This window comes from Labrenzia sp. PHM005 (genome assembly GCF_006517275.1).
In the GTDB taxonomy this organism is placed as follows: Bacteria; Pseudomonadota; Alphaproteobacteria; order Rhizobiales; family Stappiaceae; genus Roseibium.
In genome coordinates this window covers 3945183-3972041 of the sequence record NZ_CP041191.1, presented here as the reverse complement: position 1 = coordinate 3972041, position 26859 = coordinate 3945183, and the positions used below count along the sequence as shown (strand labels likewise).

The 26859-nt window shown below is 55.3% G+C and carries 24 protein-coding genes; 10 read left to right on the top strand and 14 right to left on the bottom strand.

The features are described from left to right. Positions 1 to 427: 427 nt before the first annotated feature. The 7 genes from FJ695_RS17990 to FJ695_RS17960 all read left to right on the top strand — a co-directional run bounded on the left by FJ695_RS17990 (position 428) and on the right by FJ695_RS17960 (position 6910). A complete protein-coding gene (locus FJ695_RS17990) occupies positions 428 to 1528 on the top strand; it encodes a septal ring lytic transglycosylase RlpA family protein (RefSeq protein ID WP_141186729.1) in 1101 nt (366 codons plus the stop codon). A gap of 153 nt (positions 1529 to 1681) precedes the next feature. Next, a complete protein-coding gene (locus FJ695_RS17985) occupies positions 1682 to 2803 on the top strand; it encodes a D-alanyl-D-alanine carboxypeptidase family protein (protein ID WP_141186728.1) in 1122 nt (373 codons plus the stop codon). A gap of 88 nt (positions 2804 to 2891) precedes the next feature. Beyond that, positions 2892 to 3575: a dTMP kinase gene (gene tmk, locus FJ695_RS17980; protein ID WP_141188795.1), complete on the top strand. Its 684-nt coding sequence runs from the start codon at positions 2892 to 2894 to the stop codon at positions 3573 to 3575. 2 nt (positions 3576 to 3577) lie between these two features. After that, positions 3578 to 4648, top strand: coding sequence for a DNA polymerase III subunit delta' (locus FJ695_RS17975; RefSeq protein WP_141186727.1), 1071 nt, complete (start codon positions 3578 to 3580; stop codon positions 4646 to 4648). An 84-nt stretch (positions 4649 to 4732) separates the two neighbouring features. Beyond that, positions 4733 to 5545 carry a TatD family hydrolase gene (locus tag FJ695_RS17970; RefSeq protein WP_141186726.1) on the top strand — a complete coding sequence of 271 codons (813 nt, stop codon included), beginning with the start codon at positions 4733 to 4735 and terminating at the stop codon, positions 5543 to 5545. Continuing rightward, positions 5542 to 6384: an MBL fold metallo-hydrolase gene (locus FJ695_RS17965; protein WP_141186725.1), complete on the top strand. Its 843-nt coding sequence runs from the start codon at positions 5542 to 5544 to the stop codon at positions 6382 to 6384. Before FJ695_RS17970 ends, FJ695_RS17965 begins: the two co-directional genes overlap by 4 nt. Further along, the gene (locus tag FJ695_RS17960) at positions 6374 to 6910 is read left to right on the top strand and encodes a regulatory protein RecX (RefSeq protein WP_141186724.1); all 537 of its coding nucleotides are present in this window, start codon (positions 6374 to 6376) and stop codon (positions 6908 to 6910) included. The genes FJ695_RS17965 and FJ695_RS17960 overlap by 11 nt, the downstream gene beginning before the upstream one ends. Before the next feature lie 531 nt (positions 6911 to 7441). Here the strand turns inward: FJ695_RS17960 and FJ695_RS17955 are convergent. From FJ695_RS17955 to FJ695_RS17920, 8 genes are read right to left on the bottom strand one after another with little or no spacing between them, the layout of a single operon-like run. Next, positions 7442 to 7876 carry an SRPBCC family protein gene (locus FJ695_RS17955; RefSeq protein WP_141188794.1) on the bottom strand — a complete coding sequence of 145 codons (435 nt, stop codon included), beginning with the start codon at positions 7874 to 7876 and terminating at the stop codon, positions 7442 to 7444. After that, positions 7869 to 9491: a flotillin family protein gene (locus FJ695_RS17950; RefSeq protein ID WP_141186723.1), complete on the bottom strand. Its 1623-nt coding sequence runs from the start codon at positions 9489 to 9491 to the stop codon at positions 7869 to 7871. Before FJ695_RS17950 ends, FJ695_RS17955 begins: the two co-directional genes overlap by 8 nt. Before the next feature lie 11 nt (positions 9492 to 9502). Next, complete coding sequence (locus tag FJ695_RS17945; RefSeq protein ID WP_141186722.1) at positions 9503 to 10339, bottom strand: phosphoenolpyruvate hydrolase family protein; 837 nt, start codon at positions 10337 to 10339, stop codon at positions 9503 to 9505. Beyond that, positions 10326 to 12527, bottom strand: coding sequence for an ABC transporter permease (locus FJ695_RS17940; RefSeq protein WP_141186721.1), 2202 nt, complete (start codon positions 12525 to 12527; stop codon positions 10326 to 10328). The genes FJ695_RS17945 and FJ695_RS17940 overlap by 14 nt, the downstream gene beginning before the upstream one ends. Next, on the bottom strand, positions 12520 to 13305 hold the full coding sequence (locus FJ695_RS17935; RefSeq protein WP_141186720.1) for an ABC transporter ATP-binding protein: 786 nt from the start codon (positions 13303 to 13305) through the stop codon (positions 12520 to 12522). The genes FJ695_RS17940 and FJ695_RS17935 overlap by 8 nt, the downstream gene beginning before the upstream one ends. Positions 13306 to 13313: 8 nt before the next feature. Further along, positions 13314 to 14558 carry an ABC transporter substrate-binding protein gene (locus FJ695_RS17930; RefSeq protein ID WP_141186719.1) on the bottom strand — a complete coding sequence of 415 codons (1245 nt, stop codon included), beginning with the start codon at positions 14556 to 14558 and terminating at the stop codon, positions 13314 to 13316. Next, positions 14555 to 15580 carry a branched-chain amino acid ABC transporter permease gene (locus FJ695_RS17925; protein ID WP_141186718.1) on the bottom strand — a complete coding sequence of 342 codons (1026 nt, stop codon included), beginning with the start codon at positions 15578 to 15580 and terminating at the stop codon, positions 14555 to 14557. The genes FJ695_RS17930 and FJ695_RS17925 overlap by 4 nt, the downstream gene beginning before the upstream one ends. Beyond that, positions 15577 to 16581 (bottom strand): branched-chain amino acid ABC transporter permease, encoded by a 1005-nt coding sequence (locus FJ695_RS17920; RefSeq protein WP_141186717.1) that lies wholly within the window; start codon positions 16579 to 16581, stop codon positions 15577 to 15579. Before FJ695_RS17920 ends, FJ695_RS17925 begins: the two co-directional genes overlap by 4 nt. 145 nt (positions 16582 to 16726) lie before the next feature. Here FJ695_RS17920 and FJ695_RS17915 point away from each other — a divergent pair, with 145 nt between their 5' ends. Then, the gene (locus tag FJ695_RS17915) at positions 16727 to 17404 is read left to right on the top strand and encodes a phosphoenolpyruvate hydrolase family protein (RefSeq protein WP_141186716.1); all 678 of its coding nucleotides are present in this window, start codon (positions 16727 to 16729) and stop codon (positions 17402 to 17404) included. Beyond that, positions 17401 to 19092, top strand: coding sequence for a phosphoenolpyruvate hydrolase family protein (locus FJ695_RS17910; protein WP_141186715.1), 1692 nt, complete (start codon positions 17401 to 17403; stop codon positions 19090 to 19092). The genes FJ695_RS17915 and FJ695_RS17910 overlap by 4 nt, the downstream gene beginning before the upstream one ends. Before the next feature lie 322 nt (positions 19093 to 19414). Here FJ695_RS17910 and FJ695_RS17905 read toward each other — a convergent pair whose 3' ends face one another. The 3 genes from FJ695_RS17905 to FJ695_RS17895 form a co-directional block, all read right to left on the bottom strand. Next, a complete protein-coding gene (locus FJ695_RS17905) occupies positions 19415 to 20173 on the bottom strand; it encodes an ATP-binding cassette domain-containing protein (protein WP_371708995.1) in 759 nt (252 codons plus the stop codon). Positions 20174 to 20204: 31 nt separating this feature from the next. Then, positions 20205 to 21326 (bottom strand): ABC transporter permease, encoded by a 1122-nt coding sequence (locus FJ695_RS17900; protein ID WP_141186713.1) that lies wholly within the window; start codon positions 21324 to 21326, stop codon positions 20205 to 20207. An 81-nt stretch (positions 21327 to 21407) separates the two neighbouring features. Further along, positions 21408 to 22358 (bottom strand): sugar ABC transporter substrate-binding protein, encoded by a 951-nt coding sequence (locus FJ695_RS17895; RefSeq protein WP_141186712.1) that lies wholly within the window; start codon positions 22356 to 22358, stop codon positions 21408 to 21410. A 187-nt stretch (positions 22359 to 22545) separates the two neighbouring features. Between FJ695_RS17895 and FJ695_RS17890 the strand changes: the two genes are divergently transcribed. Continuing rightward, entirely contained in the window at positions 22546 to 23547 is a 1002-nt protein-coding gene (locus FJ695_RS17890; protein ID WP_141186711.1) for a LacI family DNA-binding transcriptional regulator, read from the top strand. Between the two features lie 33 nt (positions 23548 to 23580). Here FJ695_RS17890 and FJ695_RS17885 read toward each other — a convergent pair whose 3' ends face one another. The 3 genes from FJ695_RS17885 to FJ695_RS17875 are packed head-to-tail and all read right to left on the bottom strand — an operon-like array spanning position 23581 to position 26768. Beyond that, the gene (locus tag FJ695_RS17885) at positions 23581 to 24738 is read right to left on the bottom strand and encodes a Gfo/Idh/MocA family protein (protein ID WP_141186710.1); all 1158 of its coding nucleotides are present in this window, start codon (positions 24736 to 24738) and stop codon (positions 23581 to 23583) included. Positions 24739 to 24749: 11 nt separating this feature from the next. Then, on the bottom strand, positions 24750 to 25643 hold the full coding sequence (locus FJ695_RS17880) for a TIM barrel protein (RefSeq protein ID WP_141186709.1): 894 nt from the start codon (positions 25641 to 25643) through the stop codon (positions 24750 to 24752). 21 nt (positions 25644 to 25664) lie between these two features. Continuing rightward, positions 25665 to 26768 carry a Gfo/Idh/MocA family protein gene (locus FJ695_RS17875; RefSeq protein WP_141186708.1) on the bottom strand — a complete coding sequence of 368 codons (1104 nt, stop codon included), beginning with the start codon at positions 26766 to 26768 and terminating at the stop codon, positions 25665 to 25667. Positions 26769 to 26859 lie beyond the last annotated feature (91 nt).

Below are 26859 nucleotides of genomic sequence, written 5' to 3'. Positions count from 1 at the left end.
GCAATGCAGTCACAATAGGCCGGGCTCGTGACTGCCGATGTGACCTGTGTCACATCCTGCGCGCTTAGCAATAAGTGCCGTCGCGTGACCTTTGTGCAACAGCCGCATTTTGCAGTCGACTGACCGAAAACTGGACGGATTTTCAGAGAGTTACAACTCATTCCTTGAAACCCAAAAAATCAATTTCCGGTGGAAAGCGGTGCCCGCGCGTTCTTGGAGCGGATTGTTGTGTCGACGGCGGGTTTACTTTGAAGTAAGACGATTTTGTTTAAATGGGCGGTGGTGTGGGATGCAATGCGGGGGCATGCATCTGCAAACGAACCGGCAAACGAGCCGGACACAGTCTTAAAACCGGTGATCAGTAAGACCCGGATGTAAAATCGCGTGAGCTGTGGGGCTGCCAGCGCGTAACGAGTAGGATGGCAGGATGCAAGGGATCGGCGGACAGACTTTCCGCGTCGCGGGAACGTCTATCGATGACACTGGCATAGATAGGTCCAAAACAAACCGTGTGCGCTTGGTGTATCGACAGGTGCGCTCCGCACTGCTTGTTGCAGCTGCAGCCGGCCTTGTCGCGGCCTGCGGATCTGCACCCCAGGAAAAAGCCAAATTCAGCCCGAAAAAATATGGTGTTAAAGGCAGCCCTAAAATGGTCGCTGCCGGGAAACCTGTTCCGAAGGGCGGCGGACGCTACGTCGTTGGTAAAAAATACAAGATTGCCGGCAAGTGGTATTATCCGAAAAACGATCCGAACTATAAAAAGTCTGGTCTTGCTTCCTGGTATGGGCCGACCTTCCATGGCCGCAAGACAGCCAATGGCGAGATCTTTGACCGCTACGCGCTGACTGCAGCCCACACAACCATGCCGCTGCCGTCCTATGCCCGGGTGACAAACCTTGCAAATGGCCGGTCCATGATCGTACGGGTCAACGACCGCGGGCCGTTCCATGGCAACCGGATCATTGACCTGTCGGAACGTGTGGCGACAATGCTCGACACCAAGAGTAAGGGTGTTGGCAAGGTTAAAGTCGAATATGTCGGCCGGGCGCCGCTCCATGGCCAGGACGAACAGTATTTGATGGCGTCCTACACCGGACCAGGGGCCGTTCAGCCTGGAACCAGCCGTCCAGGAACTTTGATTGCCCAAAACGCGCCGCGGCTGGTTGTCGGCCCGACATCAGCACCGGCACCGCGCCCCTACCGTCCGACCGGATCGCTTGCAGCGCTTGGCGGGCAGGGGTCTACGTTTGCGGCCACCGTCGATCCAGCCATTGTGTTTGAAGCTGGCAGCCGCACAGTTCAGCTGGCCGCCAATAATCGCTTCGAACCGACACCTCCTGTGACAGCGCCGCAACCGGGCATTCTTGGAACTCTTCCGGCTCCTGCAGCCACAACACTCACGCCGGGCAGCGCAATTTCTTCTTATACAGCCAACAAACGTGTGTCGGATGCTCATGCGGTGCTGGCTTATACGGTTGATTCTGGCCTATCGTTATCAGCACTTGCGCGGCGTACGGCTGAAGACTGAGGCAGGCCTCTGCTGAAAATCTGAACCGGGTTGCCGCACTTCAGCAACCCGGCAAAGGTACGGCAATCAGGTATGCCCTTCTGGTCATCTTTCAAAATTTGGCAAGTCTCACAGCGCACTGCAGCCATTGCTGGGGCGGTAAGTGCCGGTCTCATGGGCGCAATTTGGAGCACAGGCGCCCACGCTGAAGAACTGACAACAAAAGCGCCGAAAGCATTTCTTTATGAGCCGGGCTCCGGCACGGTTTTATTCGCCAAAGATGCCGATCTACCGTTTTCTCCGGGTGCGCTGGTCAAGGTCATGACGGCAGCGACAGTTTTCAAGGCGCTTTCCGATGGCGATATGACCTTGGATCAACTGTGCAGAGTGAGCGAACACGCCTGGCGGACCGGCGGAGCGCCATCCGGACGGGGCGCAACCATGTTTGCCGCGATCAAATCTGAAATCGCCGTCGAAGATCTCTTAAAAGGCCTTCTGGTCCACAACGGCAATGACGCTGCCATTATCCTCGCCGAATGCCTGGATGGGTCAGAGGAAGCCTTTGCCGATCGGATGAACAAACTGGCTGCAGACATTGGTATGGTAAGCAGCCAGTTTGGCAATCCAACCGGGTATGAAGAAGCGGTCAACACCACGACCGTGCGGGACCAGGCCTGGCTCGCTGAATATGTGATCGAAGAGCACGCAGAGCTCTACAAAATGTTCGCAATTCCGGAGTTCACCTGGAACAAGATTTTCCAGCGCAACAAAAACCCGCTTCTCGGAGAAATCCGAAATCTCGATGGCCTTGGCGGTGGCCGGCATTCAACCGATGGGTTTTCCGGATTGGGCTCGATCGACCGGAACGGCCGCCGGATCATCGCCTCTGTCGCCGGTTTAAAATCAGACAAACACCGGTTGGCGACATTGAAGGAAATCTTTGAAGGCGCCTGGGAGTTTTATGCGGTCCAAACAGTGTTTGCCGCCGGAGAGACAGTGATAGATGGCCGTGTATATGGCGGCACCAGCGGGTCTGTTCCCCTTGTCGCTGCCGAAAACATCGATGTGTTTCTACCGCGCGATGGCGCCCTAGAATACCGGCTGCGGGTTGTGTATCAGGGGCCTTTGGTTGCTCCGGTTAAAGAAGGTGTCACGGTCGGCGAACTGCGCGTTGTCGGCAAGGACGGGATCGTCCATCGCGCCCCCTTAAAAACCGGAAACGCCGTGCCCGAAGGCGGATTGGTCGGCAAAGCACTCGACAGCGTGCAAGAATTGCTATTTGGCTGGATTGGATAGCGGTTTCGGTCTATCTGCTCTTTACAATATTTTCAGCGTCCAGGCAGACGACCATAAGCGCTTTACGACCAACAGGAACCGGATCCAGGTGCAAGGACATTTCATCAGCTTTGAAGGCGGCGAGGGGGCCGGCAAATCAACCCAGATCGCGCGGCTGAAAACTTTCTTGGAAAACAAAGGAAAAACAGTCGTTGTGACCCGTGAGCCGGGTGGATCGCCGGGTGCTGAAAAAATCCGGAACATGCTTTTATCCGGAGAAGCCAAGGACCTTGGGCCGCGCGGGGAAGCCATGTTGTTTGCCGCTGCCCGTGCAGATCACGTCGACACGCTGATCAAACCCGCTTTGGAGCGCGGGGATTGGGTGCTTTGCGACCGCTATGCCGATTCTACACGTGTCTATCAAGGTGAGGGCGGTGTCGATCTCGAATACCTAAAGCTCCTGGAAACGGCTGCTGTCGCCGGCATCCGGCCGGAACTCACGCTCCTGATCGATGTTCCAGCAGAAATAGGCATGGCCCGGGTCCAAGAGCGTTCAAAGACGGATGCGAGCGGCGGACCTGACCGGTTTGAAGGCGAAGCAATGCAGGTGCATGAACGGCGGCGGCAACGGTTTCTGGAATTGGCGGAAGAAGAATCCCACAGGTTTGCGGTGATTGATGGTGCAAAGGATTTGGGAGCAGTGGAAACTGCCATCCGGGAGGCTGTTGAGGCTGCGTTCGAACACGTATTGAACCCCGCCAACGGCACAACAAAAGTTTCTGAGGAGGCGTAGGCGTGGCGCGCAAGGCAGAACCCGTTGAGACGCCTGAAGTTGATGCGCTGCCCGGCATTCCCTTGCCGCACGAACGCAGCCGGTTGATTGGTCACGGCCAGACTGAACAAGCTTTGCTAGATGCCTATCGGTCTGAGCGCTTGCATCACGCCTGGATCCTTGGCGGTCCAAAAGGCATCGGCAAGGCAACACTTGCCTTCCGGTTTGCCAAATTTGTCCTTGCCCATCCAGACCGGTTCGGCAGCCAAACGGCGATGGCAACGGATCTCAGTATTCCCGAAGATCACCCTGTCGCCCGGCAGATCGCGGCCGGGGGACATCCCAACATCTTACACCTGCGCCGCCCATGGGATGACAAGGGAAAACGCTTCAAGGCGGATCTCCCTGTGGATGAGGTGCGCCGGACGGTCAATTTCTTCGGAACAACGGCGTCCGCCCGGGCTTGGCGTGTCTGTATTGTTGATGCTGCAGATGACATGAATTCCAGTTCTGCCAATGCCTTATTGAAAATACTTGAAGAACCACCTGAACGGTGTTTGTTCCTGGTTCTAAGCCATGCTCCAGGCCGGCTTTTGCCAACGATCCGCTCCCGCTGCCGGCGCCTGGACATGGTGCCGCTGTCCGCAACCGACATCGCAAACGGATTGCGGGAACTGTCTCCTGCCGGCCTACCGGATGCTGCAGGATTAAACGAAATCTCAGAAACAGCGGACGGGAGTTTACGCGCCGCGTTGACGCTTCTGGCCGGAGATGGCCTTGCGATCGCGCAGGGCACGCGCAAGCTTGCAGAAAATGCGTCCCAAATGGATCTGAAAGCGCTGCATACCCTGTCGGATCTTGTCGCAGCGCGCGGGCAATCCGATAACTGGGAGAGTTTCCAGCATGTTGCCGAAAACTGGCTGCACGGTCAGATGCGCCGCTCGCTTACCGCTGGAACTGGGATCGCCTACCGCTATGTATCCTTGTGGGAGAAAACCCAAAAAGCCATCTCCGATAGCGACGCGCTCAACCTGGATCGAAAACAGGTCGTTCTCGACTTCTTCTTAAACCTAAGGAAGCTTCAACAAGGATAATATGCCGTGACCTGCTGGCCAGAAGCGGCACTAAGCCTTATGTACGCTTGACTGAATAACCAACCAAAGATCAGATCGACCTTCATGTTAGTAGACAGCCATTGCCATCTCGATTTTCCCGATTTTGACGGCGAACGCGATGATCTCATTGCCCGGGCCAAAGAAGCCGGGGTCGAGATGATGGTGACCATTTGCACCCATATCCGAAAATTCGATCAGATCCGTGCCATCGCTGAGACGTATCCGGAAGTTTATTGTTCGGTCGGCACCCATCCGCACAATGCAGGCACTGAACGCGGCATTCCGGTTGATGAAATTGTCCGGCTGTCTGGTCATCCGAAAGTTGTCGCCATTGGCGAAGCCGGTCTCGACTATTTTTACGACAAGGCGCCGAGGGACGCTCAGACGGAAGGCTTGCGCATTCACATTGAAGCCGCACGTCAAACCGGCCTGCCGCTGGTGATCCATTCGCGCGATGCCGATGTGGATATGGCCACCATATTGCGGGAAGAAATGGGGAAGGGGGCATTCCCGGCCCTGCTCCATTGTTTTTCCTCCGGCCGGGATCTCGCGATGACTGGGATTGAACTCGGGCTCTATGTCTCGTTTTCAGGAATCTTGACCTTCAAGAAGTCGGAAGAGTTGCGTGAAATCGCCCGTGAATTGCCTGCCGACCGGTTGCTTGTGGAAACAGATGCGCCCTATTTGGCGCCGCAGCCGCGCCGTGGCAAACGCAATGAGCCGGCCTACACCGCGATGACGGCAGAGGTTCTGGCCGAGACAAGAGGTGTTTCCAAAGAGGAAATTGCCCGCCAGACGACGGCCAATTTCTTCCGTCTTTTCAAGAAAGTACCCAAGCCGCAAACCACCAGTCTCAAGGAGGCTGGGGCAGCATGACAGTTCGATTGACGATTTTGGGCTGTGCGTCCTCAGGCGGCGTTCCACGCATTGGTAATGACTGGGGACTGTGCGACCCGAACGAGCCGAAAAACCGGCGCCGGCGCTGTGCACTGCTTGTGGAAAAGTTTGGGGATAACGGGTGCACAACAGTGTTGATAGACACTGGCCCCGATCTGCGCGACCAGTTGCTCACAGCCGATGTCCAGCGGATGGATGCGGTGCTCTATACCCACGCCCATGCGGACCATCTGCACGGCATTGACGACCTTCGGGCCTTCATGGTGCGCGACCGGCGCCGCATTCCCGTTTATATGGATGCGCCGACGTTTGAGAAGGCCATGGCTGCATTCGGCTATTGTTTCGAAACACCGCCAGGCTCAAGTTATCCGCCAATCCTGGACCGGCATGTCATGACGGCCGGGGAAAAGGTTGCGATCGACGGCCCGGGTGGACCGATTGAGTTTTTGCCGATCGAAGTGGTTCACGGGGAAATCCCGGCTTTGGGATTCCGGATTGGCGATGCGGCCTATGTACCGGATGTTTCTGACATTTCCTCTGCCAGCTTCAAAGCTTTGCAAGGCCTAGATCTTCTCATTCTGGATTGTTTGCGGCGCAGACCCCATCCGAGCCATTTTAATCTCGATGATGCGCTGGAATGGACTGCGGAATTAGCACCGAAGAAAGCGATTTTTACAAATCTGCACAATGACTTAGATTATAAGGCCTTATCAGAAGAACTGCCGGCGGGCATTGAACCTGCCTATGATGGCCTTCAGATTTCCATAAACGCTGAGCAAGACAAAACCGCCAAGGAAACGGCCATTCATGCCGGCTGAACGGCATTACAAAAAACCAACTGAAGAGCGCTTACTCAGAGCCGCAGTTCATTATCTGGAACGATTTGCGTCCACCGAAGCCAATTTGCGAAAAGTTCTGGACCGTAAGGTTTACCGGGCTTGTCAGGCTCTAGACTTGGATCCTGGCGATTTCGCAGAGATGCTCGACACCATCGTTGAGAAATGCGTGCGCACCGGCATGGTCAATGACCTGGGTTTCGCCGAAATGAAATTCGCAAGCCTGCGCCGTAGAGGTCAATCCAAAAAGAAGATCGAAGCGCAGCTCAGAGCCAAAGGCGTTCCGCCGCAGATCTTGGAGACGGTTCTGGCGGAAGACACATCCGATGAATTGGACGCCGCAGCTCGATACGCCAAACGCCGGCGCTTCGGACCGTTCGCAGACCCGGCCAAACGCGCGGACCGCCGAACAAAAGATCTCGCAGCCATGTGCCGGGCTGGATTTGATTATGAGACCGCACGGCGTGTAATCGACGGTGATGTTGATGAGTTGACCAACGAGACCTGAGTTCGGTTTGTCAGCTGGGCAAAGTGAAGCGGCTTGATACGAAAATCATCCAAACAGCAGAAAACGCCGTGGTTTTACCGAATAAAAAATGTTCCATAATATTGATTATGCGAATCGGCCAGATAGGCAAGCCCATAAGGCACTCTCCTCATTTTGAATGGCAGTACGCCCCATACCTATAATTCCGTCACCTCATAAGGATTGGACAATACCCGCCCCCGGTACCCCCTTATGCATTCACAATGGCGCATCGATTATGAGTCAGGTTACCGCCGATAATAAGAAGCCGCCGGCATAGTGACTCCTTAGATTGATTGATTAACCGCACCGGCGGGTTTCAGGCAGCTAAGAAGTCATATTTTGTTGTGTCCCAAAACGCGACCGGCGCATCCTGAAGACGCAGGCCAGATTTTTCGGATTCCCCATCAAAGACGCATGATCGCCGAACCTGCACCCATTCTGAAGACCGGCTATTAGTTGCGACCAGTTTTCTAAATGAGCGTCAGGCGCATTTCGTTTCCCAATAGAAAGTCAGCTAAATCTTTGTTTCAATGTGTCAAAACCGGCTTGAAACACATCGTTGGAAACCATCTTATGTAGTTCGTCTTCTTGACCTTCTGGGCATGTAAATTTGGCCGTCCATGTGGCATAGGTTACGCCGCCATCGGTGACCGGAAAGAGAGACATTCCAGCGACATAATTTTGCAATGGAATATCTGCCTCCACGATGGAGTACGTGAAACTGTGCTCAAGGTCCGATTGAGCGAGCAGTTTTTCACGAATACGGCTGCCATCAGTCAATGTGAAATTGCGGACACAACCGATCTGGTCGGACGGTGCGCCGGTCTCAATCCGGCTGTCGGCAATCAACGGATGCCAAATCGGCATGGCGTTGAAGTCGCGGACAGCTTCCCAGACCCGATCCACGTCAGCCGGAATAACCGATGAAACAAACACTTCAACCATTGTCATGACCCTTTTGCTGTTGTTTTTCAGCGCCGTTCACATTGCCATTTCCACCGATGCCCTTGGCCAGGCTCTGAGCATCTTTTGCTGAGCGGAAAACATCCCCCATTTTGGAAACATTGGCGCCATCGACACCGATTTCCTTCATCAGTTCATCAATCATTGGCGCCTGAACACGGTACCGCAGAGCACTGTCGATGACTTCATCCGTTGGCGTGCGGCCGCCACCGCCTTCACCGCCGCTCATGTGCACCAATTTGATGCCGTCGATCTTTTCAATGGGCTTGACGGTTTCGGCGATCACCGTTTCAAGTTTGGCGATTAACTGGCTCCGCAACCGGCCGGCGCGGGCGTCTTGTGTGAGAATATTCTCAGCTTCGTTGCGCAGGCGCTCGGCCTCTGCGTGCGCAGCTGAAAGAACCTGTTCCGCATTGGCATCACGGTCGGCCTCAATCCGCGAAACAGCAGCGCTCCGTTCAGCGGCACAAAGGTCTTGTGCCATTGCAACATTCTCGTCTGCCTTTGCCGCCGCCGTGAGCTGCGCTTCCGCTTCTATGCGAACGCCAGCTTCCTCGACGGATTTCGAAAGGACAGCAATCGCCTTCTCGATTTTCGTCAATTCTATGAACCGCTCCCGCTCGATCTCAAGCCGCCGCCGCTCCTGTTCGCGGAGGATTCGGCTTTCATCCAGTGCGCGTTCTGAAGCCAGACGGCTCCGTTCTACTTCTTCCTTGGCAGCGATCTCATGCTGATTTGTAGCCTGGGTGCCGGTGATGCGGGCCGCTTCGGCTTCTGCGGACCTTTCCGCTTGTTCGCGGGCTATTTCGGCACCCTGCTCCGCACGGCGTTTTTCAACGTCGCGTTCCTGTTCCAGGCGGGCAAGTTGGCTTTCTCGTTCGAGGGTCAGCGTTTCTTTTTCTGCCGCCAGATTGGCCTCGCGAATAGCAACAGCCGATTTCTGTTCAATAGAGTTGCGTAGCTGCCGGCGTTCCTCCACGGTGCCGATCAGCTGGGTCAAACCTTCAGCGTCGAAACTGTTGGCTGGATTGAAATGCTCCAAGGCTGTCTGGTCGAGGTTTCTGATCGCGATGCTGGACAGCTCCAGTCCGTTATTTGCAAGAACGGGCGCAATGCGCGCCTGAACAGCGTCGATAAAACCAGCGCGATTTTCATGCAAACCATTCAAAGTGTGTTCGGCTGCAACAGAGCGCAATGCACCCAGAAATTCGCTTTCATAAAAGGCTGCGAGCAAGTCCGGTTGGTTGGTCAGATCCCCCAGTGACGCCGCCGCCAATGCGGCTGCTTCGGGCGTGGCAGCGACCTGAACAAAAAACTCGGCGTCGACATCAACACGCATACGGTCAGATGTAATAAGCCCCTCCTCTCTTTCAGACTTGAGCGCCATTTTTGACAGGCCAAGGCTGACGGGAGTGACCTGGTGCAGGATTGGAAGAACCAACATTCCGGAATCAATCATCACCTTCCGGCCACCAAATCCGGTGCGCACATATGCGCGGCCGGAGACGCCGCGCAGGTAAAACCAATTCAAAAGGCATACGATTACAACGATCCCGACGAACAGGCCTATGAGCAGAGTTAAAGCTGTGCTGGGCATAACTGATTTCCTCAAGCAGTGGCGCGGATCGCCTTGAAAGCACGCGTTTGTTCGGTCAGTGCCACTTCGGCTGGCAGGCGTTCCATGGACGAAGCACCGTAAAAACCGTGGCAATTCATGGTATTATTGAGAATAAACTCCGCATCCTCTGGCATGGCGACCGGGCCGCCATGAACAAGGATAATGACGTCGGGATTTACCGAAAGAGCGGCGTCCGCCCATTCATCCACCATGGCCGGACAATCCGAAAGTTTCAGCGCTGTCTCAGCACCAATGGCCCCGCCGGTCGTTAAACCTAGATGGCAGACGATTAGGTCCGCACCCGCGCGGGCCATGGCGTCGGCGTCCTTCGCTGAAAACACATATGGTGTCGTCAACAATTGCTTGGATCTGGCCCGGGAGATGAGATCGACCTCATTGGCATATGACATGCCGGTCTCTTCAAGGTTGGCCCGGAAGGTACCGTCAATAAGACCAACGGTTGGAAAGTTCTGAATGCCGGAGAAGCCGACGCGTTTCACATCGTCCAGATAGGTGTCAAAGTTGCAAAAGGGATCGGTGCCGTTGACACCGGCAAGCACAGGCGTATGCATGGTAACCGGCAAGACTTCACTCGCCATCTCCATGACAATTTCATTCGCATTGCCATAGGCAAGCAACCCTGACAAAGAGCCCCGCCCTGCCATGCGATAACGGCCGGAGTTATAGATCACGATCAGATCGATCCCGCCAGCTTCCTCACATTTTGCTGATAGGCCCGTCCCGGCGCCGCCCCCGACGATCGGGATACCGTCCACCTTCATCTTCTGGAATTTCGACAGTAACTCGGCGCGTTCAAATCTTGGCATTTGGCGCTGTCCTCCCTTCTGCGATCTCGGCGAAGGCGGCCACAGCGGCCCTTTTAAATTCCGGATCGTTGATGTTGTTATCGATTTCAATGAGTTTGCGGTTCGATGCGGAAACAAATGTTCCCCGGATCGCATCAAACAGAGCTTGACGGGCGGATGCATCGTCAAAGGGCTGCCCGGCAGCATCCAGTGCGGACACACCTTTGAGCGGCAGCAAAAAGCGGACTGGGCCAGTCATCTGATTGAGCCGTTCTGCGATCCAGCGGCCCATCTTTCTATTTTCCTCCACAGTCGTGCGCATGAGCGTCACTTGCGGATTGTGTTCGTAGAAAAGACGATCCCTGTATTTGTCAGGTACGGTTCTCCGCGCATGCCAATTGACCATGTCGAGTGCACCGACCGAGCCGACGTAAGGGATCCTGGAACGGATGACTGCGCCAAACCTGTCTTCGGTCGCCGGCATCACGCCGCCCATCATCATGTCGCAGACTTCGGTCGTCGTAATATCAAGTACGCCTGTCAGCATGCCGCTGTCGGCGAGCTTTTCCATCGACTGACCACCGGTCCCGGTCGCGTGGAACACCAGGCACTCGTAAGAATCTTCCAGATCTGAAACGATGCTCTGGACGCACTGAGTGGTTACCCCGAACATTGTTAGGCCGATCGGCGGCTTGGAATTCTCAATTTCGAGGGGACTGGACCGCGCATAGTTGACTGCACCGGCCAGGGCATTGGCCCCATTGGCTAGAACCTGCGCCGAGATGCGGTTTATGCCTTGAACATCCGTAACCGAATACATCATCATAATGTCAGATGGACCGACGTATTGCCCGACATCGCCTGAAGCAACGGTAGAGATCATCATTTTGGGCACACCAACAGCCATCGCGCGCATAGCCGGTGTCACCAAAGACGTGCCGCCGGAACCAGCTGCGGAAATCATCCCCCGTATCCCCTGTGCCGATTTAACCCAGGCTTCGAAAGCGTCGGCCATCGCAGCAACAGCAGTTCCCCGGTCACCGGTGAATACACCTGCTGCACCATGCGGATGAAACGCAGCGACATGATGTGGTGGAATGTCGGCAGAAGACGGTTTTCCTGATGTGGACAGATCCACGGTGCGAACCGGCAAGCGTTGCGCGAGAAGGCGTTCGCGCAGAAAATTTAGTTCCGGTGCCTTGGTGTCAAACGTGCCTGCAACGATGATGACGTCCCCCAAAGATGTTGGTTTAGGGGCAGTTTTTACGGCTTCAGGTATCTGGCCATTTGAATTTGGAGAATGTTTCACTGGAGCTTCTTGATCCTTCCAACTGTCAGCTGACCATCGTGGCGGAGGTGTGTAATCGTTAAGCGGGACTGCACGGGCTTCCGGCACGCTGTTGCTTGCTTTTGAAACTGCGGGGGTTTTGCGAGAAGGGCTTTGCTGCCGGGTAATCTGCGACGTTTCGGACGAGCCGTTGTCGCCATCATGTGAATGCCGCCCTACCCCTAACAAGCGCTCCTGCAATTGCCGGTCCGCTGCAAGTTCCGCAGTGCCAAGCACGTGTTTGATTTGGCCGTTGACCATGATTGAAACGTCTTCGGCACATGACGTTGCAACGGCGAGGTTCTGTTCGATCAAAAGGACGGAGACTTCGCGCTCGGCTTCAAGCTGACAAAGCAGTTCGACGACCTGATCAACAATCACTGGTGCGAGGCCTTCAGTGGGCTCGTCCATCACCAGAAGACGCGGCCCCGGCAAAAGAGCACGGGCAATCGCCAGCATTTGCTGCTCGCCGCCGGACAACTGTCCACCGCCATTGTTCCGCCGCTCCGCCAGTCTTGGAAACGTTTCGTAGATACGCTCAACAGACCAGGCCGATTTTGCTTTTGCACAGAGCCGGAGATGTTCGTCAACGCTCAAGGATGGCCAGAGCCGCCGTCCTTGCGGCGTATATCCGATGCCCATTGAGGCAATTCGGTTCGGCGCCAGACCGGTTATGTCCCGGCCATCAAAGCGGATCGACCCGGATTGAACGGGTACAAGCCCCATGATTGCGTTGCACAGCGTTGTCTTTCCCATGCCGTTGCGGCCAAGGACGGCATGCACCCCCTGATCAAGCGCAATATCAACACCTTGAAGCGCGTGGGAAGAACCGTAATAGACATTGAGCCCATGAACAGACAGGACCGGACCGGAATCAGCCATGACTGTCTCCCAGATAGAGCGCTTGCACTTCCGGGTCGCTTTCGATTTCCTCAGGCGTTCCTTCCTTGAAGACCCGGCCGTTGTGCATCATGGAAACCCTTTCAGTGACCCTCAGTGCCACATCCATATCGTGTTCAATGATCACGTAACCGATATGCGGAGGTAGAGCGGTTAGGATTTCAACCAACTCTGATCGCTCAGTTGGAGACAACCCGGCAGCCGGTTCGTCGAACAATATGAACCGTGGCGCACCCGCGAGTGCCATGCCGATCTCAAGCTGGCGCTGCTGGCCATAGCTGAGTGTGCCGACTGGCGCGTCGAGAACTTCTGCCAAGTGGACCGCCTCTGCGAGGATCTGTGCTGACTCACCGGCTGGGTCTGACGGACCAGAGCGTTTGAGGGACGCCCTGTTCGGCGCCACGCCCCGGCAGGCGACGAAGAGATTGTCACGCACGCTCATGGTTTCAAACAACAGTGAGATCTGATAGGTCCGGCGCAAACCGCGCCGGATCCGTTCTTGAGCGGGGAGACTGGTGACATCTTCTCCAAAAAACCGGATTCGTCCGGTAGTGACCGGAAAATCTCCGGTCACCGCATTGAAAAGTGTCGTTTTCCCTGCCCCGTTTGAGCCCAGGATGGCACGGCGCTCTCCGGCTCGCACTGCAAGATTGATATCCGCGAGAGCCACCAAAGAACCGAAATGGCGGCTGACTGCCTCCAGCTCCAGAGCGTATTGCCCTGAAGACTGTAGCCGGGAAAGAGCGTCGCTGCGTTCCATACTCGGATTTACTCGCAGGCCGGGTTTTCGCGGCTGACCGGGCCGTGCTTCAAAAAGTCCTCGTAGGAAGCTCCCAGCGTTTGCGTAACTTGCGGGGTAATGCTCAATGTCGCATTTACGAGGTTTCCGTCTGGACCTTCAACAACTTCGGTTAGGAATACATCGGCGATCGCATTGCGCCTCTCATCAAGCCTGACCATGCCTGTCGGCGTTTCAAACGACAGATTTGACAGGGCTTCCCGGTATTTCACGCCGCCATCGGATAAATCGCCGCCGACTTCGTCAAGCGCCAACAATGCCGCCTTTGTATTGATGTAGTAGGCGTGGGCGAACAATGATGGGGACGGGAATCCTTTGGGGTAAGTTTCCTTGTATGTGTTTACGAATGCCGACCAACGCGGATCATCCCAAGTGTCTGAGATCGGACCTGAAGAAGGTGTGCCGATGATGAAGTCCCGGGTTCGGCCTTTGGAACCGAGCACGGTTTGATCCACTGTAATCGATCCAGCGATCAGTGGCAGGTCGCCACCGGCCTGTTCGTATTGGGTCAGGAAGTTGACGGCGTCAGCACCGCCGAGCGCCACAAAAATCGCATCAACATCGTCCGGCAAAGCCGCAATAACCGAGCTGTAGTCTTTGTTGCCGATTGGCACGAAAAAGCGCGCTTCTTGAGGTGCCTTTCCCCCGGCGGCGCAAAATGGCTCAAGAAAACCAAACACCTGAGTGTATGGGAAAGAATAGTCTTCTGCGAGGACAGCTACCGTCCGGTAGCCCTTGGTATTGTACACGTACTCGCCGAGGCCAGCCATCCACTGTGCGCCTTCCGTATTGAAACGGAAGAAGTTTTCAGCACTTTCGCGAAGAGTGGTATCCTGAGCACCCGAAGACCCATTGATGAACGTTGCATTCGGCTGGGTCTTGGCGTAGTCGCGTATTGCCAGTCCTTCCGATCCGGACAATGGACCGATAACGATCTTTGCGCCATCTTGTTCCACAATTTTCCGCGTTGTCCGCACAGCGCTGTCCGGCGATGCGTCTGTTGATCCGGTTATCAGCTCAATCGACTTCCCGCCTGCGGAGTAATTGAATTCCTTCAGGGCGAGTTCGACGCCGCGCATACTGTCTTCTCCAAGCACAGCAAACGCACCTTCAAGAACGGCAACTGCCCCCATTTTTAAATCCGCGGCCCAGGCGCTGCCCGCACTTAGGAACACGGCCATTGATGCGCTGATAAGTAACTTCGACTTCCTCATGATACTTCCTCCCTTTGAATTGAACTTAAACTTCCACGCCGCGGCATCGCGGTTTCGGCCCCTATTCGCTTCCTGAGCTTCTCCCAAAGCCCCAAAATTCCGTCAGGTGAGAACAAGACGACCACAAGAAATGCGGCGCCAATGACGGTGTTGAACCGCTCACGGTCGATCAGATCGATGGCGAAACTTTCCAGAAGGACAAAGGCAAGTGCGCCAATGAAGGGTCCGAGCGGATGGCGCAGGCCGCCGACAACCGCAATCACCAGAATGTCGATGGCAACGTCGACGCCAATGGTTCCCGGTGAAATGCGGCCATTCAAAATCACAAGCAGTATGCCGCCAGCCGCAGCCACAATTCCGGCCAGGAAAAAGGCATAAATCCGTACAAAAACCACCGAGTACCCGAGCGCTGCCACCCTGCGGGGATTATCTCGAACGGCTTGCAAGCTGAGGCCGAAAGGCGATCGGGACAAATAAACCGTTGCGCAAAATAATGAGCCCGAGACGGTCAGGCACAGATAATAAAATGGCAACGGCGCGCGCATATCAATGCCGAAGAGCTCGGGCGCACCAATTCCTGCAAAGCCTGTAAAACCGTTGAAAAGGCCATAGTTTTGCCTGGTGAAAAAGAACACCGATACGGCAACCGCGAGCGTGATCATGATCATATAGATCCCGCTGGTGCGCACAGCAATTAACCCAACCAGAGCGCTGAATACACCGCCGACGATGAGTGCAATGGGAATAGTCAACCACCAGCCGAACCCTAACCCCATGACATCCTGGGTATTGTTGCCAAGGATTGGGATGGTGTAGGCAGCAAGGCCTGCGGCGGTCAGTTGAGCAAGGCTAACCATGCCTCCATAGCCGGCAAGGATCATCAGCGACAACGAAATCGTACCTAGGACCAGGCTATAGCCGCCGATCTGCACCAGGAAAAACTCATTGGCCGGAACAGGAAACAGCAGCAACAGAGCAGCAAGGCCAAGCCAGGCAGGTGGAATTTGACCAATGCGTGTCATCGTCCCATGATCCCCTGTGGCCGGATTGCAAGAACAGCGATCATGATGATGAAGGTCAGCACGACCCCATAGGTCGGGAAATAGGCCAGTCCAAATTGCTCGGCGAGGCCGATGAGCATGGCACCGATTGCAGCACCCGTGATCGAACCCATACCGCCGACGATGACCACGACAAGCGAGGCCAGCAAATACCGGACGTCCTCACCGGGAGCGATCGAAAGTGCTGTGCCGCCGATGACGCCGGCAAGCCCCGCGAGACCTGCCCCTATGGCGAAAACAAAGACAAACACCAGATCAACATTGACCCCGGTAGCCGCGAGCATGCTGCGGTCATCTACACCAGCACGGATCATCATTCCGGTCCGGGTCCGGTTCAAAAACAGCCAAAGCGCTATTCCGATGGCAATCGCAGCCATGAGAACAAACAGCCGGTAAAAAGGGTATTTGATATAGACTTCCTGACCGAAAGAGCGGATCGTGGAAATAATCGGCAGTTCTACGGCCCCGAAGAGGGCTTCTGGCGGCGCAAACTGATAAGTGGTCCCGCCCCAGGCCGCCAGCATTAAATCCGCAGCAATTATCGAGATGCCGATCGTTACAAGGGTTTGGCGTAGGTCGTCGCCCTGCATTCGCTGAAACACAGCGACTTGCAACACCGCCCCGAGTACTGCCAATACCGCGAAAGCCGCAACGGCTCCCATAATCCAATTGCCGGTATATTCAGCAACCTCATAGCCGAGATAGCCTCCGAGCAAGTACATCGACCCATGAGCGAGATTGACGTTCCGCATCAATCCGAAAATGAGCGTAAATCCACTGGCGACGAGGAAATAAAGTCCGGCGAGGGTTAGCCCGTTGAAAAGTGTATTGACGAAGGTTTTCTTATGCCCGAGGACGTCTTTGACCCACTCAGGCCAAACTGCCAGCACGAGCCACACCAGTACACAAGCAGACAAAATGGCGAAGGATACACGCCAGGGATGTTCGCGCCAGAGTGTCATGACGCGCCTGCAAACAAGCGGTGGTGAATACAAAACTGCAAGACGATCATCCTCCCAAACGGTCGTTCTGTTTGGTTAGAGTGACACCTGCCCTCTCGTCATTGCAATTTGTCTTTGCTCAGATAATGGGTAAATATGGGTAACAATGATCCATAATGAAAACTATCTTCGTTGGCGTATTGCCGTGAAAGAGCCGTCCAATCAGTTGCTGCCCCGCAGCATTCTGACCACTGGCACACCGGAAGCCCCAAGCTCACTACCGGTTGAAGTCTCCTTACTCTTGCCAACCCGCAAACCAGAAACGCATTTGCCGCCTGCGGACGTAATGGGGGCAAGCGATGCTGCAGGGATCTTTTTGACAAATCCATTTCTGAACAAAACAGTGTTGACACATCAATTGACGGCGAACAGTGTTTCTTGGCTGAGCAATCTCCCGGCCATCATTCAGTATGACGATGCTTTTGTGCAGCAGCTCAGCGATGTCAATCTCGGGTTTGCCAATGAACTGAACACTTTGATCAGTCTTTGCGGCACACGAGCGAAATCAATTGTCAGCATTGGACGGCCCGAAGAAGCTGTGGTTGCAGCGGAGGCTGGTGTCGACGCCCTCTTCGTCCTGCCACCAGTGGATCATTTCGAAACGGGTTTTCCATCCGTCGGGATGCGTCAGGAACAAATCCTCAAAGTCAGGAAAGCCATACCCGACTATCAAGGTTACGTCCTTGGCTTGCTAACCGATGCTGAAAGTGTTCACCCCCGGACCTGGCCAGCAGGAATCGATGCCGGTGTCATCCGGCCAGTGGAGGTACAGTTGGTCAAATGACACACCGCTTTAAGATCGGCGCAGCAGTGGGAAGCGGCATAGTTGCCAGAGCTGCAGAAGAAGGTGGCGCGGATTTCTTGCTCGCTCTCAATGCCGGCCGACTACGGAACATGGGAGCACCGTCAATCGCGTGCATGCTGCCTATCCATGACGCCAACGACATCACATTGCAGTTTGCTGAACGGGAAGTCCTCCCCAATGCACGCGTGCCGGTCTATGTTGGATTAAACAGCTGGTCACAGGCACTCAATATTGAAGACATGGCCCGCAATATCCTTCGGCTCGGTTTTGTCGGTGCGGTCAATTTTCCAAGTGTCATGCACTATACCCCAGGGATGAAACGTCTGCTTGAGCGCAGCGGGAATGGGGTGCATTCAGAAATACAGCTGTTGCGAACCGTTCAGAAACTTGGTGGTCGCGGGTTGTTTTATTGCGGTACGCGCGAACACGCCAGAGATGCGGCTGCGGCAGGTCTCAATGCCATTGTTTTTAATTACGGCTGGAATGTCGGTGGCGGAAAAAGCCATGTCGCGGATATCAGTTTGGAGGAAGCCGCACAAAAAGCACGTGAAGTCACTCACACCATCCGAAAGATCAATCCCAACATGGAGGTCTATCTTGAAGGCGGTCCGATTTTGACGGCAGAAGATCTGCACTTCGTAATCCAGTTTGCCAAAATCGACGGATATGTCGGCGGTTCGACAATTGACCGCTTTCCCGTCCAAAACTCAGTGACCAATCAGATCGCTGAATATCAATCCGCCGCTGCTGCCTCTGGAACGAAAAGCAGGGTGGCCCAAGAAGCGCGCGCCAATGCTGCTAGGTATGGCTTGGTCGGCCAATCTCCAGCTTTCACCCAATTCGCCACCGAGTTATTGGGAGCGCGGGCAAGCTCTGTTCCTGTTGTCCTAAACGGCGCGCCCGGCTCCGATCTTCAATCCGCACTTAACATTATTCTCGATCCTCTTCGACGCAGCCGCCGGGTATCGCAATTCGATTTCTCACAAAGTGTTTCATCCCATCGCGCAAATGACGAAATATTCGGACGTCACGGCGACCTTACCAAGGTCACAGGGCTTCTGAATGAAGGGGCAGAGATTGTCGTTCTGCAAAACAGCCAGCTGATGCCAAGACTGGTCCAGGGCAAGTTTGCGTCTGCGTTGCGCTCCGGGCGGGTCCAACTGGTCGGTGGACATCAGACCAGGCCTCTGACCGCGCGTCTTATTTTTTTAACCGAAACGGACAGTGGAGATTTGCTCGATCGGCTAGGCAGCACTGTGCTGCGTTTGCGCATGCCGACATTGCGCGAGCGGCACCTGGACATGCGGCTGATCTTCAACGCTATGGTCAATACCCTCGGTCTTGAGGGGCGCATGCCAACAATCCGTCCGGCCGCTTTCCGGGTCTTGTCAGCCCACGACTGGGCGGAGAATGATGCGGAACTGCGGGCCCTTGTGATCGCCTTGTCTCAGCATTCAACGAAAACCATTTTTGAAGCCCACGACATGCGAGCAGTCCTTGGAAATCAAAGCGCGCCGCCTCTTATGCCGACCGCACAAGAAGCCATGCGCCAGCAACTTCTCGAAGCGCTCACCCAAAACGGTTTTCGCAAGACAGAGACCGCCAGGGTTTTGAATATCAGCCGCAAAACACTCTACAACCGCATGAAAAAATACGGTTTTATTTAGTCTAGATTTAAGTTGAAGCGCAGAACCCTTGAAAAACAAGAGTTAAAGATGCGCATATGGTCTTGACAGAAGTTGCATTAGAAATTCTACCCACTGATCTAAACTTTAAAGGGACTGTAAGCCGGGCCGGTGGCACGACCGCATGCATGCTTTAAATGGTCTGGCCAATGCACACCGCAGCGCCTTTGTTTTGAAAGCCCAACCAACGTATCCTGAAAGGATTGATTGGATAATTTGACCAGGCTTTCAGTTGATCATTTTTAAGTCCTACGTCGGTGAGGACTATCCCACCATGTTTTCACCACGGAAGTATCTCTAGTCTTCAGACCGTCCCGCCAAGCGAACCTTCGAGCGCCACCAGTTCCTGGCCGCCGGCCATCAGGTCTTGCAGCTCTTCAGGTGTGATCTGGCCGCGCTGCGCCGTTCCAAGTGTCTGGCCGCGATTGAGCACCGTAAACCGGTCTCCGACTGCCATTGCATGGCGGACGTTGTGCGTGATGAACACCACAGCAATATCCTGCTTGCGGACCTTGTCGATGGTCGCCAGCACATTTGCAGTTTGGCGGACCCCGAGCGCTGATGTCGGCTCGTCCAGGATCAAAACCTTGGCACCAAAATGCACCGCCCGGGCAATCGCCACCGTCTGACGTTCACCGCCGGACAAGGTGCCGACAGCTTGATCCGGGCCGCGCAGATTGATGCCCATCTTGCGCATTTCGTCCATCGTCACCTGATTGGCGTAGTCATGGTCGAAGAGCTTCAGCGGTCCAATCTTGCGGATCGGTTCGTTGCCCATGAAGAAATTCCGGCTGACGGACATCAGTGGGATCATGGCAAGATCTTGATATACCGTCGCAATTCCCGCTGAAATGGCATCACGTGGATCGGCGAAACTCAACGGTTTTCCTTCAAACAGGATTTCGCCTTTGGTGGGTTTGTGAACCCCGGACATAGTCTTGATGAAGGTCGATTTACCCGCACCATTATCGCCCAAAAGACAGTGACATTCGCCCGGATATACATCAACGGAGACACCGGCGAGCGCGATCACCGAACCAAAGTGCTTTTCGATGTTGCGCATTTGAATGATGGGAGCGTGAATGGACGTCATCTTATCTCTCCCCAGTAATAATGCGGCGGATGTAGGTGTTGAGGATAACCGCAAAGAGCAGGATTACACCGAGGAACACACGGAATAGCGAACTTTCCACCCCAGCGAAAAACAGTCCCTGCTGCACAACGCCGAAGATCAGCGCCCCGAGAGCCGCCCCAACAACGGAGCCATAACCGCCGGTGAGAAGCGCGCCTCCGATGACAACGGCGATGATCGCTTCAAACTCTTTCAAGAGGCCGCGGTCTGCACCGGCAGAGCCGAACTCCATCACCTGACACGTAGCAAACACGGTGGCACAAAAGGCGGTGAACATGAACATCATGATTTTCACCCGGTTTACCGGAACACCGACATAACGCGCGGCCTGAGCGTCCCCGCCTGCAGCAAAAATCCAGTTTCCAAATTGGGTCCGGGTCAAAAGAATGTGGCCGACAATCACGAGGCCAATCGCCCAGACAATCAGCATCGGCACACCTTCCACGACCGGCTGACCAGCCCGGGATCCACGTTCGAAGACAGCGATCAAACCCGCCTCTCCCATCCAGCTGAACAAGCCGGTCAGGACTTTGCCGCCGAACAAAAACGCAAGCCAATCGCCTTCTGCGGCTCTATCTACACCGCCAATAATTGTTTTACGTTCAATGAGTTGCGGCAGGAAGATCGTGAACCCGCGCAGGATGAACAGAAAGGCCAGCGTTACGATAAAACTCGGCAATCCGGTGCGTACAACGATGTAGCCGTTTAGTGCACCAATCGCCAAGGCCAGGGCAAAAGTCACCAAGATCGCCTGCCAAACCGGCCAGCCGAGGGTGACGGTAAAGATGGCAATCATCATGCCGGAAAAGCCGATCATAGACCCGACGGAGAGATCGAATTCACCGGCGATCATCAAAAGACAGGCGCCCACCGCGATGATCATGAATTGCGCGGAAACGGTCGACCAGTTCAAAATTCCTTGGGAATTGAACATGCCGCTGTCGCCAGCAAAGATCGCAAACAGGGTGAAAACGATCACAGTCCCGCAGATCCCACCCAGCTCTGGGCGGATCAACGCTTTTTGCATTTTGGATTGTTGTTTAACCCGTTCGTCGGCTATCGCTGCCGCACTGGCCTCAGACATTTGGCCCCTCCCCGGCTCTGTCTATGATGTAGGGAATGAAAAGGGCAGCATGGATGGCCGCCCTTTCCGATCACCGGCCGCTTAGCGGTATTCGCCGGCGAATTTTTCAACCAGCGTCAGGCCGTCTTTGGTGACGAACCCTGGACCAGAGTTGATGTTGTTGCCCGGCAGAACCCCAAAACGATGGTAGTTCGTCATCACGACGACCGGCAGGTAGGCCTGAAGGAACGGTTGTTGGTCGATGCCCCAGTTGATCGTTCCAGCCTTGATGCCCTCAACGATGTTTTCGCCAAGATCGAAGGTGCCGAAATAGATATCGCCGGCCATGCCGTTTTCATCCAACGCCAGCAGAGTCGGATCGGCGCTGGTCGGACCGAGTGTCAAAATCGCATCGGTGTCCGGATTGGCATTGAGATAGGCCAGTACCCGGTTCTTGATTTCGGCCGGATCCTGACCGCTGTCGATCATCTGGCTGCCCAGTTCAACGCCAAGACCGTCTGCAAACCCCTGGCAGCGCTCTGAAGAAGACGGAGAGCTGATGTAGTGGTTCACACACAAGAAGCTCTTTACGCCATCGCCCTTTGCACGAAGACCAGCAGCATGCCCGGCGTCATATTCCGGCTGCCCGACATACATCAAAGCACCGACTTCGCGCGCCTGTTCAGGCGTGCCTGAGTTCATGATGATAACGTCGATACCGGACGCCACAGCATCCTTGATCGGTCCGGACAAAACGCTCGGATCTGACAAGGTGGTGATAATGCCATTTGGTCCGGACGCAGCAGCTTGTTCAATGATGCGGGCCATATCCGCCAAATCGCCCGTCGGCGGATTGCGGTATTCGACGTCGACATTCATTTGTTCACCCGCGAGGGCAATGCCGTTTTTAATTGTATTCCACCAGCTGTCGCTGTCCGGAGCGTGGCTGACAAGAATGTATTTTTCGCCTTCCGCCGAGGCGACGGACGCGCTGATCAGCGGTGCAGCCACAACAGCAGCGGCCAACATCAGCGACTTAAGAGTAGATCTCATTCCTTCCTCCCAAGGATTGCCATTTTCATGGTCACAGAGCGGCTGTTCGCCTCTCTCAGGGTTTAAGAAACCATGAAGAGATAGTTTTTGCAACCGGTTGCAATTTGAAAAATGAAATTTCATACTGTCCGCACGAGAAACTTGCGATAAGACCGACGTTTGAAAAGCACGAATTAGATCAGGACCTATGGCCGTCACGTTAAAAGAAGTTGCAGAACTTGCAGGCGTTTCACGCTCAGCAGTCTCACGCACCTATACCGATGGCGCTTCCGTATCTGACAAAACCCGGCGAAAAGTTGAAAAGGCCGCCGCAAAACTCGGCTATACGCCAAACATTTTGGCGCGCGGCCTGACAACCCGGCGGACCAAGCTGATCGGCCTGATCTCCAACAACTTCCACAATCCCATTTTCCTGGAAGTGTTTGATCAATTTACCCGGCAGCTCCAGGAATCCGGTTTGCGCCCACTTCTGGTAAATCTCTCCGATGAGACCGATGCGGATGCATCCGTGCAGATGATGCGCCAGTATTCCGTCGACGGGGTCATTGTTGCTTCTTCAACCCTGCCGCCGGGTTTCACCAAGGCTTTCAAGGAGGCTGGCGTTCCTGTGGTCAACAGTTTTGGCCGGTATTCGACAGCCCCAGAGTTTCATATCGTTGGGATCGACAACGTCGAGTGCGGACGTATGGCCGCCAAGGAATTGGTCAAGCGGGGTTATACGCGCGTTGCCTTTTTGGGCGGCCCTGAAACGGCAACGTCCACCCAGGACCGGTTCAAAGGGTTTCAGGAAGAATTGACCCGCCATCCGTCCGTTGAGATGACTTACAGTTATGCAAAGGCATATTCGTTCGAAGCTGGCCGCGAAGAAATGCAGCGGCTGATGGCGGACGGAACGCCGGCAGACGCTTATTTCTGCGGGGATGATGTTTTGTCGATCGGTGCATTAAGCGCGATTCAGGATGCCGGACAAAAAGTTCCAGGCGATATCGGTATCATCGGCCTCAATGACATGGAAATGGCGGGCTGGCAGAACATCAATCTGACGACGATCCGCCAACCGGTTCAGCAGATCATCAACTCCTCGGTCGAGTTGATTGTCTCTATGCTGGAAGATCCAAGCCGCTATCCGGAAGCGCGCCTTTTTCCCTGCTCCGTCGTTGAACGGGGCACACTGCGGCCGGCTCCGTAAGGCTCTTGTCGGCCACAGAGTAATTTATACAAGCTAGCGGAACATCCGCGGGCGGGCGTCCGTCCAGCGTCCCTCCGTCTTGCCGCTTTCAGCCACCGCAAAGACCGCAGCCATGGATCGCAATCCATCTTCTGCGCGCGGGTAAAGATCTGCAGCCGGATCCATCGCGCGCCCCTCTTTGCGCGCCCGGATCGCCTCAGCCAGATCCTTATAAATGTTGGCAAAGGCGAGCGGCATGCCTTCGGCGTGACCGATGGTGACACGGGACGTTCTGTCGGCTTCCGGCGACAAGCTCCCCTCACCCCGTTCTATTGTTTCCAGGCGCCCATTGAGCGGCATCCAATAGAGCTGGTTCGGCTGCTCCTGCGACCAGCGAAGGCCGCCTTTTTCGCCAAAAACCTGGAGCGTCAATCCATGCTGACGCCCGATCGCGACCGACGATGTCCAGAGCCGGCCGACAGCACCGCCATCCATGCGGAAGTTGACCATCGCATCGTCTTCCAACTCGCGGCTGGAAATGCAGGACACAGTGTCCGCTGATAGCCGCTCAACTTCTTGCCCCGTCACAAAGGACGCCATATGAAGCGCATGAATGCCGCAGTCGGCAAATTGCGCTGAAACACCGGCCTGTGCCGGATCATAGCGCCAGCGCACCCGCGGATTGTCGGCATCTTCAGCATCTGCATGATGCCCATGAGCAAACTCTGCTTTGACCAAACGGATCTTTCCAAGATCGCCCCGCGCGACCATCGCCTTCATATGCCGGACGAGCGAATAGCCTGTGTAGCCGTAATTAACTGCGCAGATGTTTCCGGTGGCTTTTGCGATCTTGACGATTTCCTCGCCCTCATCGACCGTCATCGTCATCGGTTTTTCGCAAAGGACATGAAATCCGGCTTCGAGAAATGCCTTGGTGATTTCGAAGTGGGTCGCATTGGGGGTCGCTACGGTGACTAGATCTATCCGATCCTCCCGGCCCCGCTCGCCGTCCAGCATCTCCCGCCAATCTCCATAGGCCCGGTCTGCGGCAAGGCCAAGACGCTGCCCGTAGTCCCGTCCAGCTTCGGGCCGGTGATCGAGTGCGCCCGCAGCAAAGGTAAAATCGCCGTCAAGTCCGGCACCCAACCTGTGAGCTGGACCGATCTGGCTGCCTTCACCGCCACCGATCATCCCCCAATTCAATCGTGTCATTTTTCTTGTCCTTATTTGAATCCGATGGATTCCAGATATTCACGGTTCACCCGCGCATCGTCGATCGGAGAGACATCGAGTGTCGGATCACAGTCCTGTTCCACCGTGCACCAGCCTTCAAAACCATTATCCAGCAGGATCTGACGGACTTTTGGAAAATCAACATCACCTTCGCCGAGATTGCAGAAGATCCCCTGTCCGCAAGCGTCATAAAACCCCGTCCGGTTGGCAACGACACCCGCCTTCACACTGGGGTCTATATCTTTGAAATGCATGTAGGAAATGCGGTTGATGTGGCGCTCCATAAACGCGACAGGGTCAAATCCGGCATAGGAGTGATGACCCGTGTCAAAACAGATTTTTAGATGTTTTTCATCGACCTCATTAAGCAGCCGCTCCAACTCCGGCTCGAAATCCATGAAACCAGCTGCGTGAGCGTGAATACCGACAGTCAGTCCATATTCTTCGGTACCGATGCGGGCCGCTTCTGCAATTCGGTCTTTGTAGGCGGCCCATTCCGCCGCATCCATTTGTTCTGCCTCTTCCGGACGGCCAGCCGTCGGCGCACGGCGCGGGGAAATGGAATCGATCAGCACCATATGCTTTGCCCCATGAGCCCTCAGCGCTTTGCCAGTCCGGTGGGTCCCGTCCAAGACGTTGTCCCAGGCCTCCGGATCATGGAACGGACGGAAAACCACTCCGCCAATGAGCTCCAAGTCCTGTTCTGCCAGGGCCTCAGCCAGCACCGCCGGATCTTCCGGCATGTAGCCGACAGGCCCCAGCTCTATCCCCTTGTAGCCGGCCTCAGCGCACTCTTTAAGCACCTGCTTCCAAGGCGGATTGCGCAGATCATCAGGAAACTCAACACCCCAGGAACAGGGTGCATTGCCGATACGGATGCTCATATCACTGAGCCTTTCAGTAGGTTACTTTGATAAAACGGATTGCCAGGACTTGGTACGAGACGATGTCATGGCCGCTTCCACAACACGCTTGACATCCAGGCCATCGCGGAATGTCGGCCAAGATGGTTTGCCTTTGGCGATTGCCTCGAGAAAATCCTTGGCCTCGATGATGATTTGGTCTTGATATCCCGTCCCGTGGCCCGGCCCCTGGCAAAACGGCAAGTAGTCGGGATGCGCCGGTCCCGTCAGGATTTTCCGGAAACCGCGTTCAGCTTCCGCATCCTCCATCCGGTAAAGCCACAAAGCGTTTTGATCTTCCTGATCGAAACGGATCGCGCCCTTTGTGCCGGATATCTCGTAGGCATAGCCCATCTTCCGGCCGGTCGCGATCCGGCTGAAATACATATGCCCCATGGCCCCGGACTGGAACCGCACCATCATCTGCGCATGGTCGTCATTGGTGACCATGCCGCCCGGGCGGTTTTCGTGGACCCGTTCCACCTCGGCCATCAGAGAAGAGACTGGGCCGATCAACGCCAAAGCGGCATTGATCATATGCGGCGCCAAATCCCCCATCGTCCCGTTGGCATCGCCATCCGTCCGCCAGGTGGCAGGCGCTTGAGGGTCGGCATAAAAATCTTCGGTATGTTCACCGCGGAACCAGGTTACGTCGCCGATAACCCCATCTTGGATGAGTTTACGTGCATATTGGCTCGCCGGTGTGCGGATGTAGTTATAGGCCACCATGTTGACGCAGCCGCTCTTTTCAGCGGCGGCAACCATGGCCTCAGAATCTTCCAGCGTTGCCCCCATGGGCTTTTCACACAGGACTGGTTTGTTCAGCGCAAATGCGGCCTCCGCCACGGCGCGATGGGTAGATTGCGGCGATGCAATTACGATGGCCTCGACCTTGGGATCGGCGACCAGTTCCTGCCAATCGCGCGCTGCCCGCTGGAACCCATAGGCAGCCCGATATTTTTCAGCTGATGCATGCGAACTGGCGCTGACCATCTCCAGGCGTGGCCGAAGCGTGGTGCCGAACACCGCGCCAACCGCGGACATGGCAACCGCATGAGCCTTACCCATATAGCCGCCGCCCAGGATTCCGATCCCGATTTCAGGCATTTCTTTGTCCCATCTCCGGCTTTGCGATTTGCACTATCGAAAATGATTTGCAACCGGTTGCAATTTTTGTATCTTGAGTTCCAACATGGCG

What these genes read in the sequence shown, in the direction of transcription:
- FJ695_RS17905 (WP_371708995.1), bottom strand. Translation starts at nt 20,173, where the DNA reads ATGCGCAACATCGAAAAGCACTTTGGTTCGGTGATCGCGCTCGCCGGT.
- FJ695_RS17940 (WP_141186721.1), bottom strand. Translation starts at nt 12,527, where the DNA reads ATGGCTGATTCCGGTCCGGTCCTGTCTGTTCATGGGCTCAATGTCTAT.
- FJ695_RS17925 (WP_141186718.1), bottom strand. Translation starts at nt 15,580, where the DNA reads ATGACACGCATTGGTCAAATTCCACCTGCCTGGCTTGGCCTTGCTGCT.
- FJ695_RS17885 (WP_141186710.1), bottom strand. Translation starts at nt 24,738, where the DNA reads ATGACACGATTGAATTGGGGGATGATCGGTGGCGGTGAAGGCAGCCAG.
- FJ695_RS17910 (WP_141186715.1), top strand. Translation starts at nt 17,401, where the DNA reads ATGACACACCGCTTTAAGATCGGCGCAGCAGTGGGAAGCGGCATAGTT.
- FJ695_RS17955 (WP_141188794.1), bottom strand. Translation starts at nt 7,876, where the DNA reads ATGGTTGAAGTGTTTGTTTCATCGGTTATTCCGGCTGACGTGGATCGG.
- FJ695_RS17900 (WP_141186713.1), bottom strand. Translation starts at nt 21,326, where the DNA reads ATGTCTGAGGCCAGTGCGGCAGCGATAGCCGACGAACGGGTTAAACAA.
- FJ695_RS17915 (WP_141186716.1), top strand. Translation starts at nt 16,727, where the DNA reads ATGATCCATAATGAAAACTATCTTCGTTGGCGTATTGCCGTGAAAGAG.
- FJ695_RS17970 (WP_141186726.1), top strand. Translation starts at nt 4,733, where the DNA reads ATGTTAGTAGACAGCCATTGCCATCTCGATTTTCCCGATTTTGACGGC.
- FJ695_RS17890 (WP_141186711.1), top strand. Translation starts at nt 22,546, where the DNA reads ATGGCCGTCACGTTAAAAGAAGTTGCAGAACTTGCAGGCGTTTCACGC.
- FJ695_RS17950 (WP_141186723.1), bottom strand. Translation starts at nt 9,491, where the DNA reads ATGCCCAGCACAGCTTTAACTCTGCTCATAGGCCTGTTCGTCGGGATC.
- FJ695_RS17945 (WP_141186722.1), bottom strand. Translation starts at nt 10,339, where the DNA reads ATGCCAAGATTTGAACGCGCCGAGTTACTGTCGAAATTCCAGAAGATG.
- FJ695_RS17920 (WP_141186717.1), bottom strand. Translation starts at nt 16,581, where the DNA reads ATGACACTCTGGCGCGAACATCCCTGGCGTGTATCCTTCGCCATTTTG.
- FJ695_RS17965 (WP_141186725.1), top strand. Translation starts at nt 5,542, where the DNA reads ATGACAGTTCGATTGACGATTTTGGGCTGTGCGTCCTCAGGCGGCGTT.
- FJ695_RS17880 (WP_141186709.1), bottom strand. Translation starts at nt 25,643, where the DNA reads ATGAGCATCCGTATCGGCAATGCACCCTGTTCCTGGGGTGTTGAGTTT.
- FJ695_RS17985 (WP_141186728.1), top strand. Translation starts at nt 1,682, where the DNA reads ATGGGCGCAATTTGGAGCACAGGCGCCCACGCTGAAGAACTGACAACA.
- FJ695_RS17930 (WP_141186719.1), bottom strand. Translation starts at nt 14,558, where the DNA reads ATGAGGAAGTCGAAGTTACTTATCAGCGCATCAATGGCCGTGTTCCTA.
- FJ695_RS17960 (WP_141186724.1), top strand. Translation starts at nt 6,374, where the DNA reads ATGCCGGCTGAACGGCATTACAAAAAACCAACTGAAGAGCGCTTACTC.
- FJ695_RS17935 (WP_141186720.1), bottom strand. Translation starts at nt 13,305, where the DNA reads ATGGAACGCAGCGACGCTCTTTCCCGGCTACAGTCTTCAGGGCAATAC.
- FJ695_RS17895 (WP_141186712.1), bottom strand. Translation starts at nt 22,358, where the DNA reads ATGAGATCTACTCTTAAGTCGCTGATGTTGGCCGCTGCTGTTGTGGCT.
- FJ695_RS17990 (WP_141186729.1), top strand. Translation starts at nt 428, where the DNA reads ATGCAAGGGATCGGCGGACAGACTTTCCGCGTCGCGGGAACGTCTATC.
- FJ695_RS17875 (WP_141186708.1), bottom strand. Translation starts at nt 26,768, where the DNA reads ATGCCTGAAATCGGGATCGGAATCCTGGGCGGCGGCTATATGGGTAAG.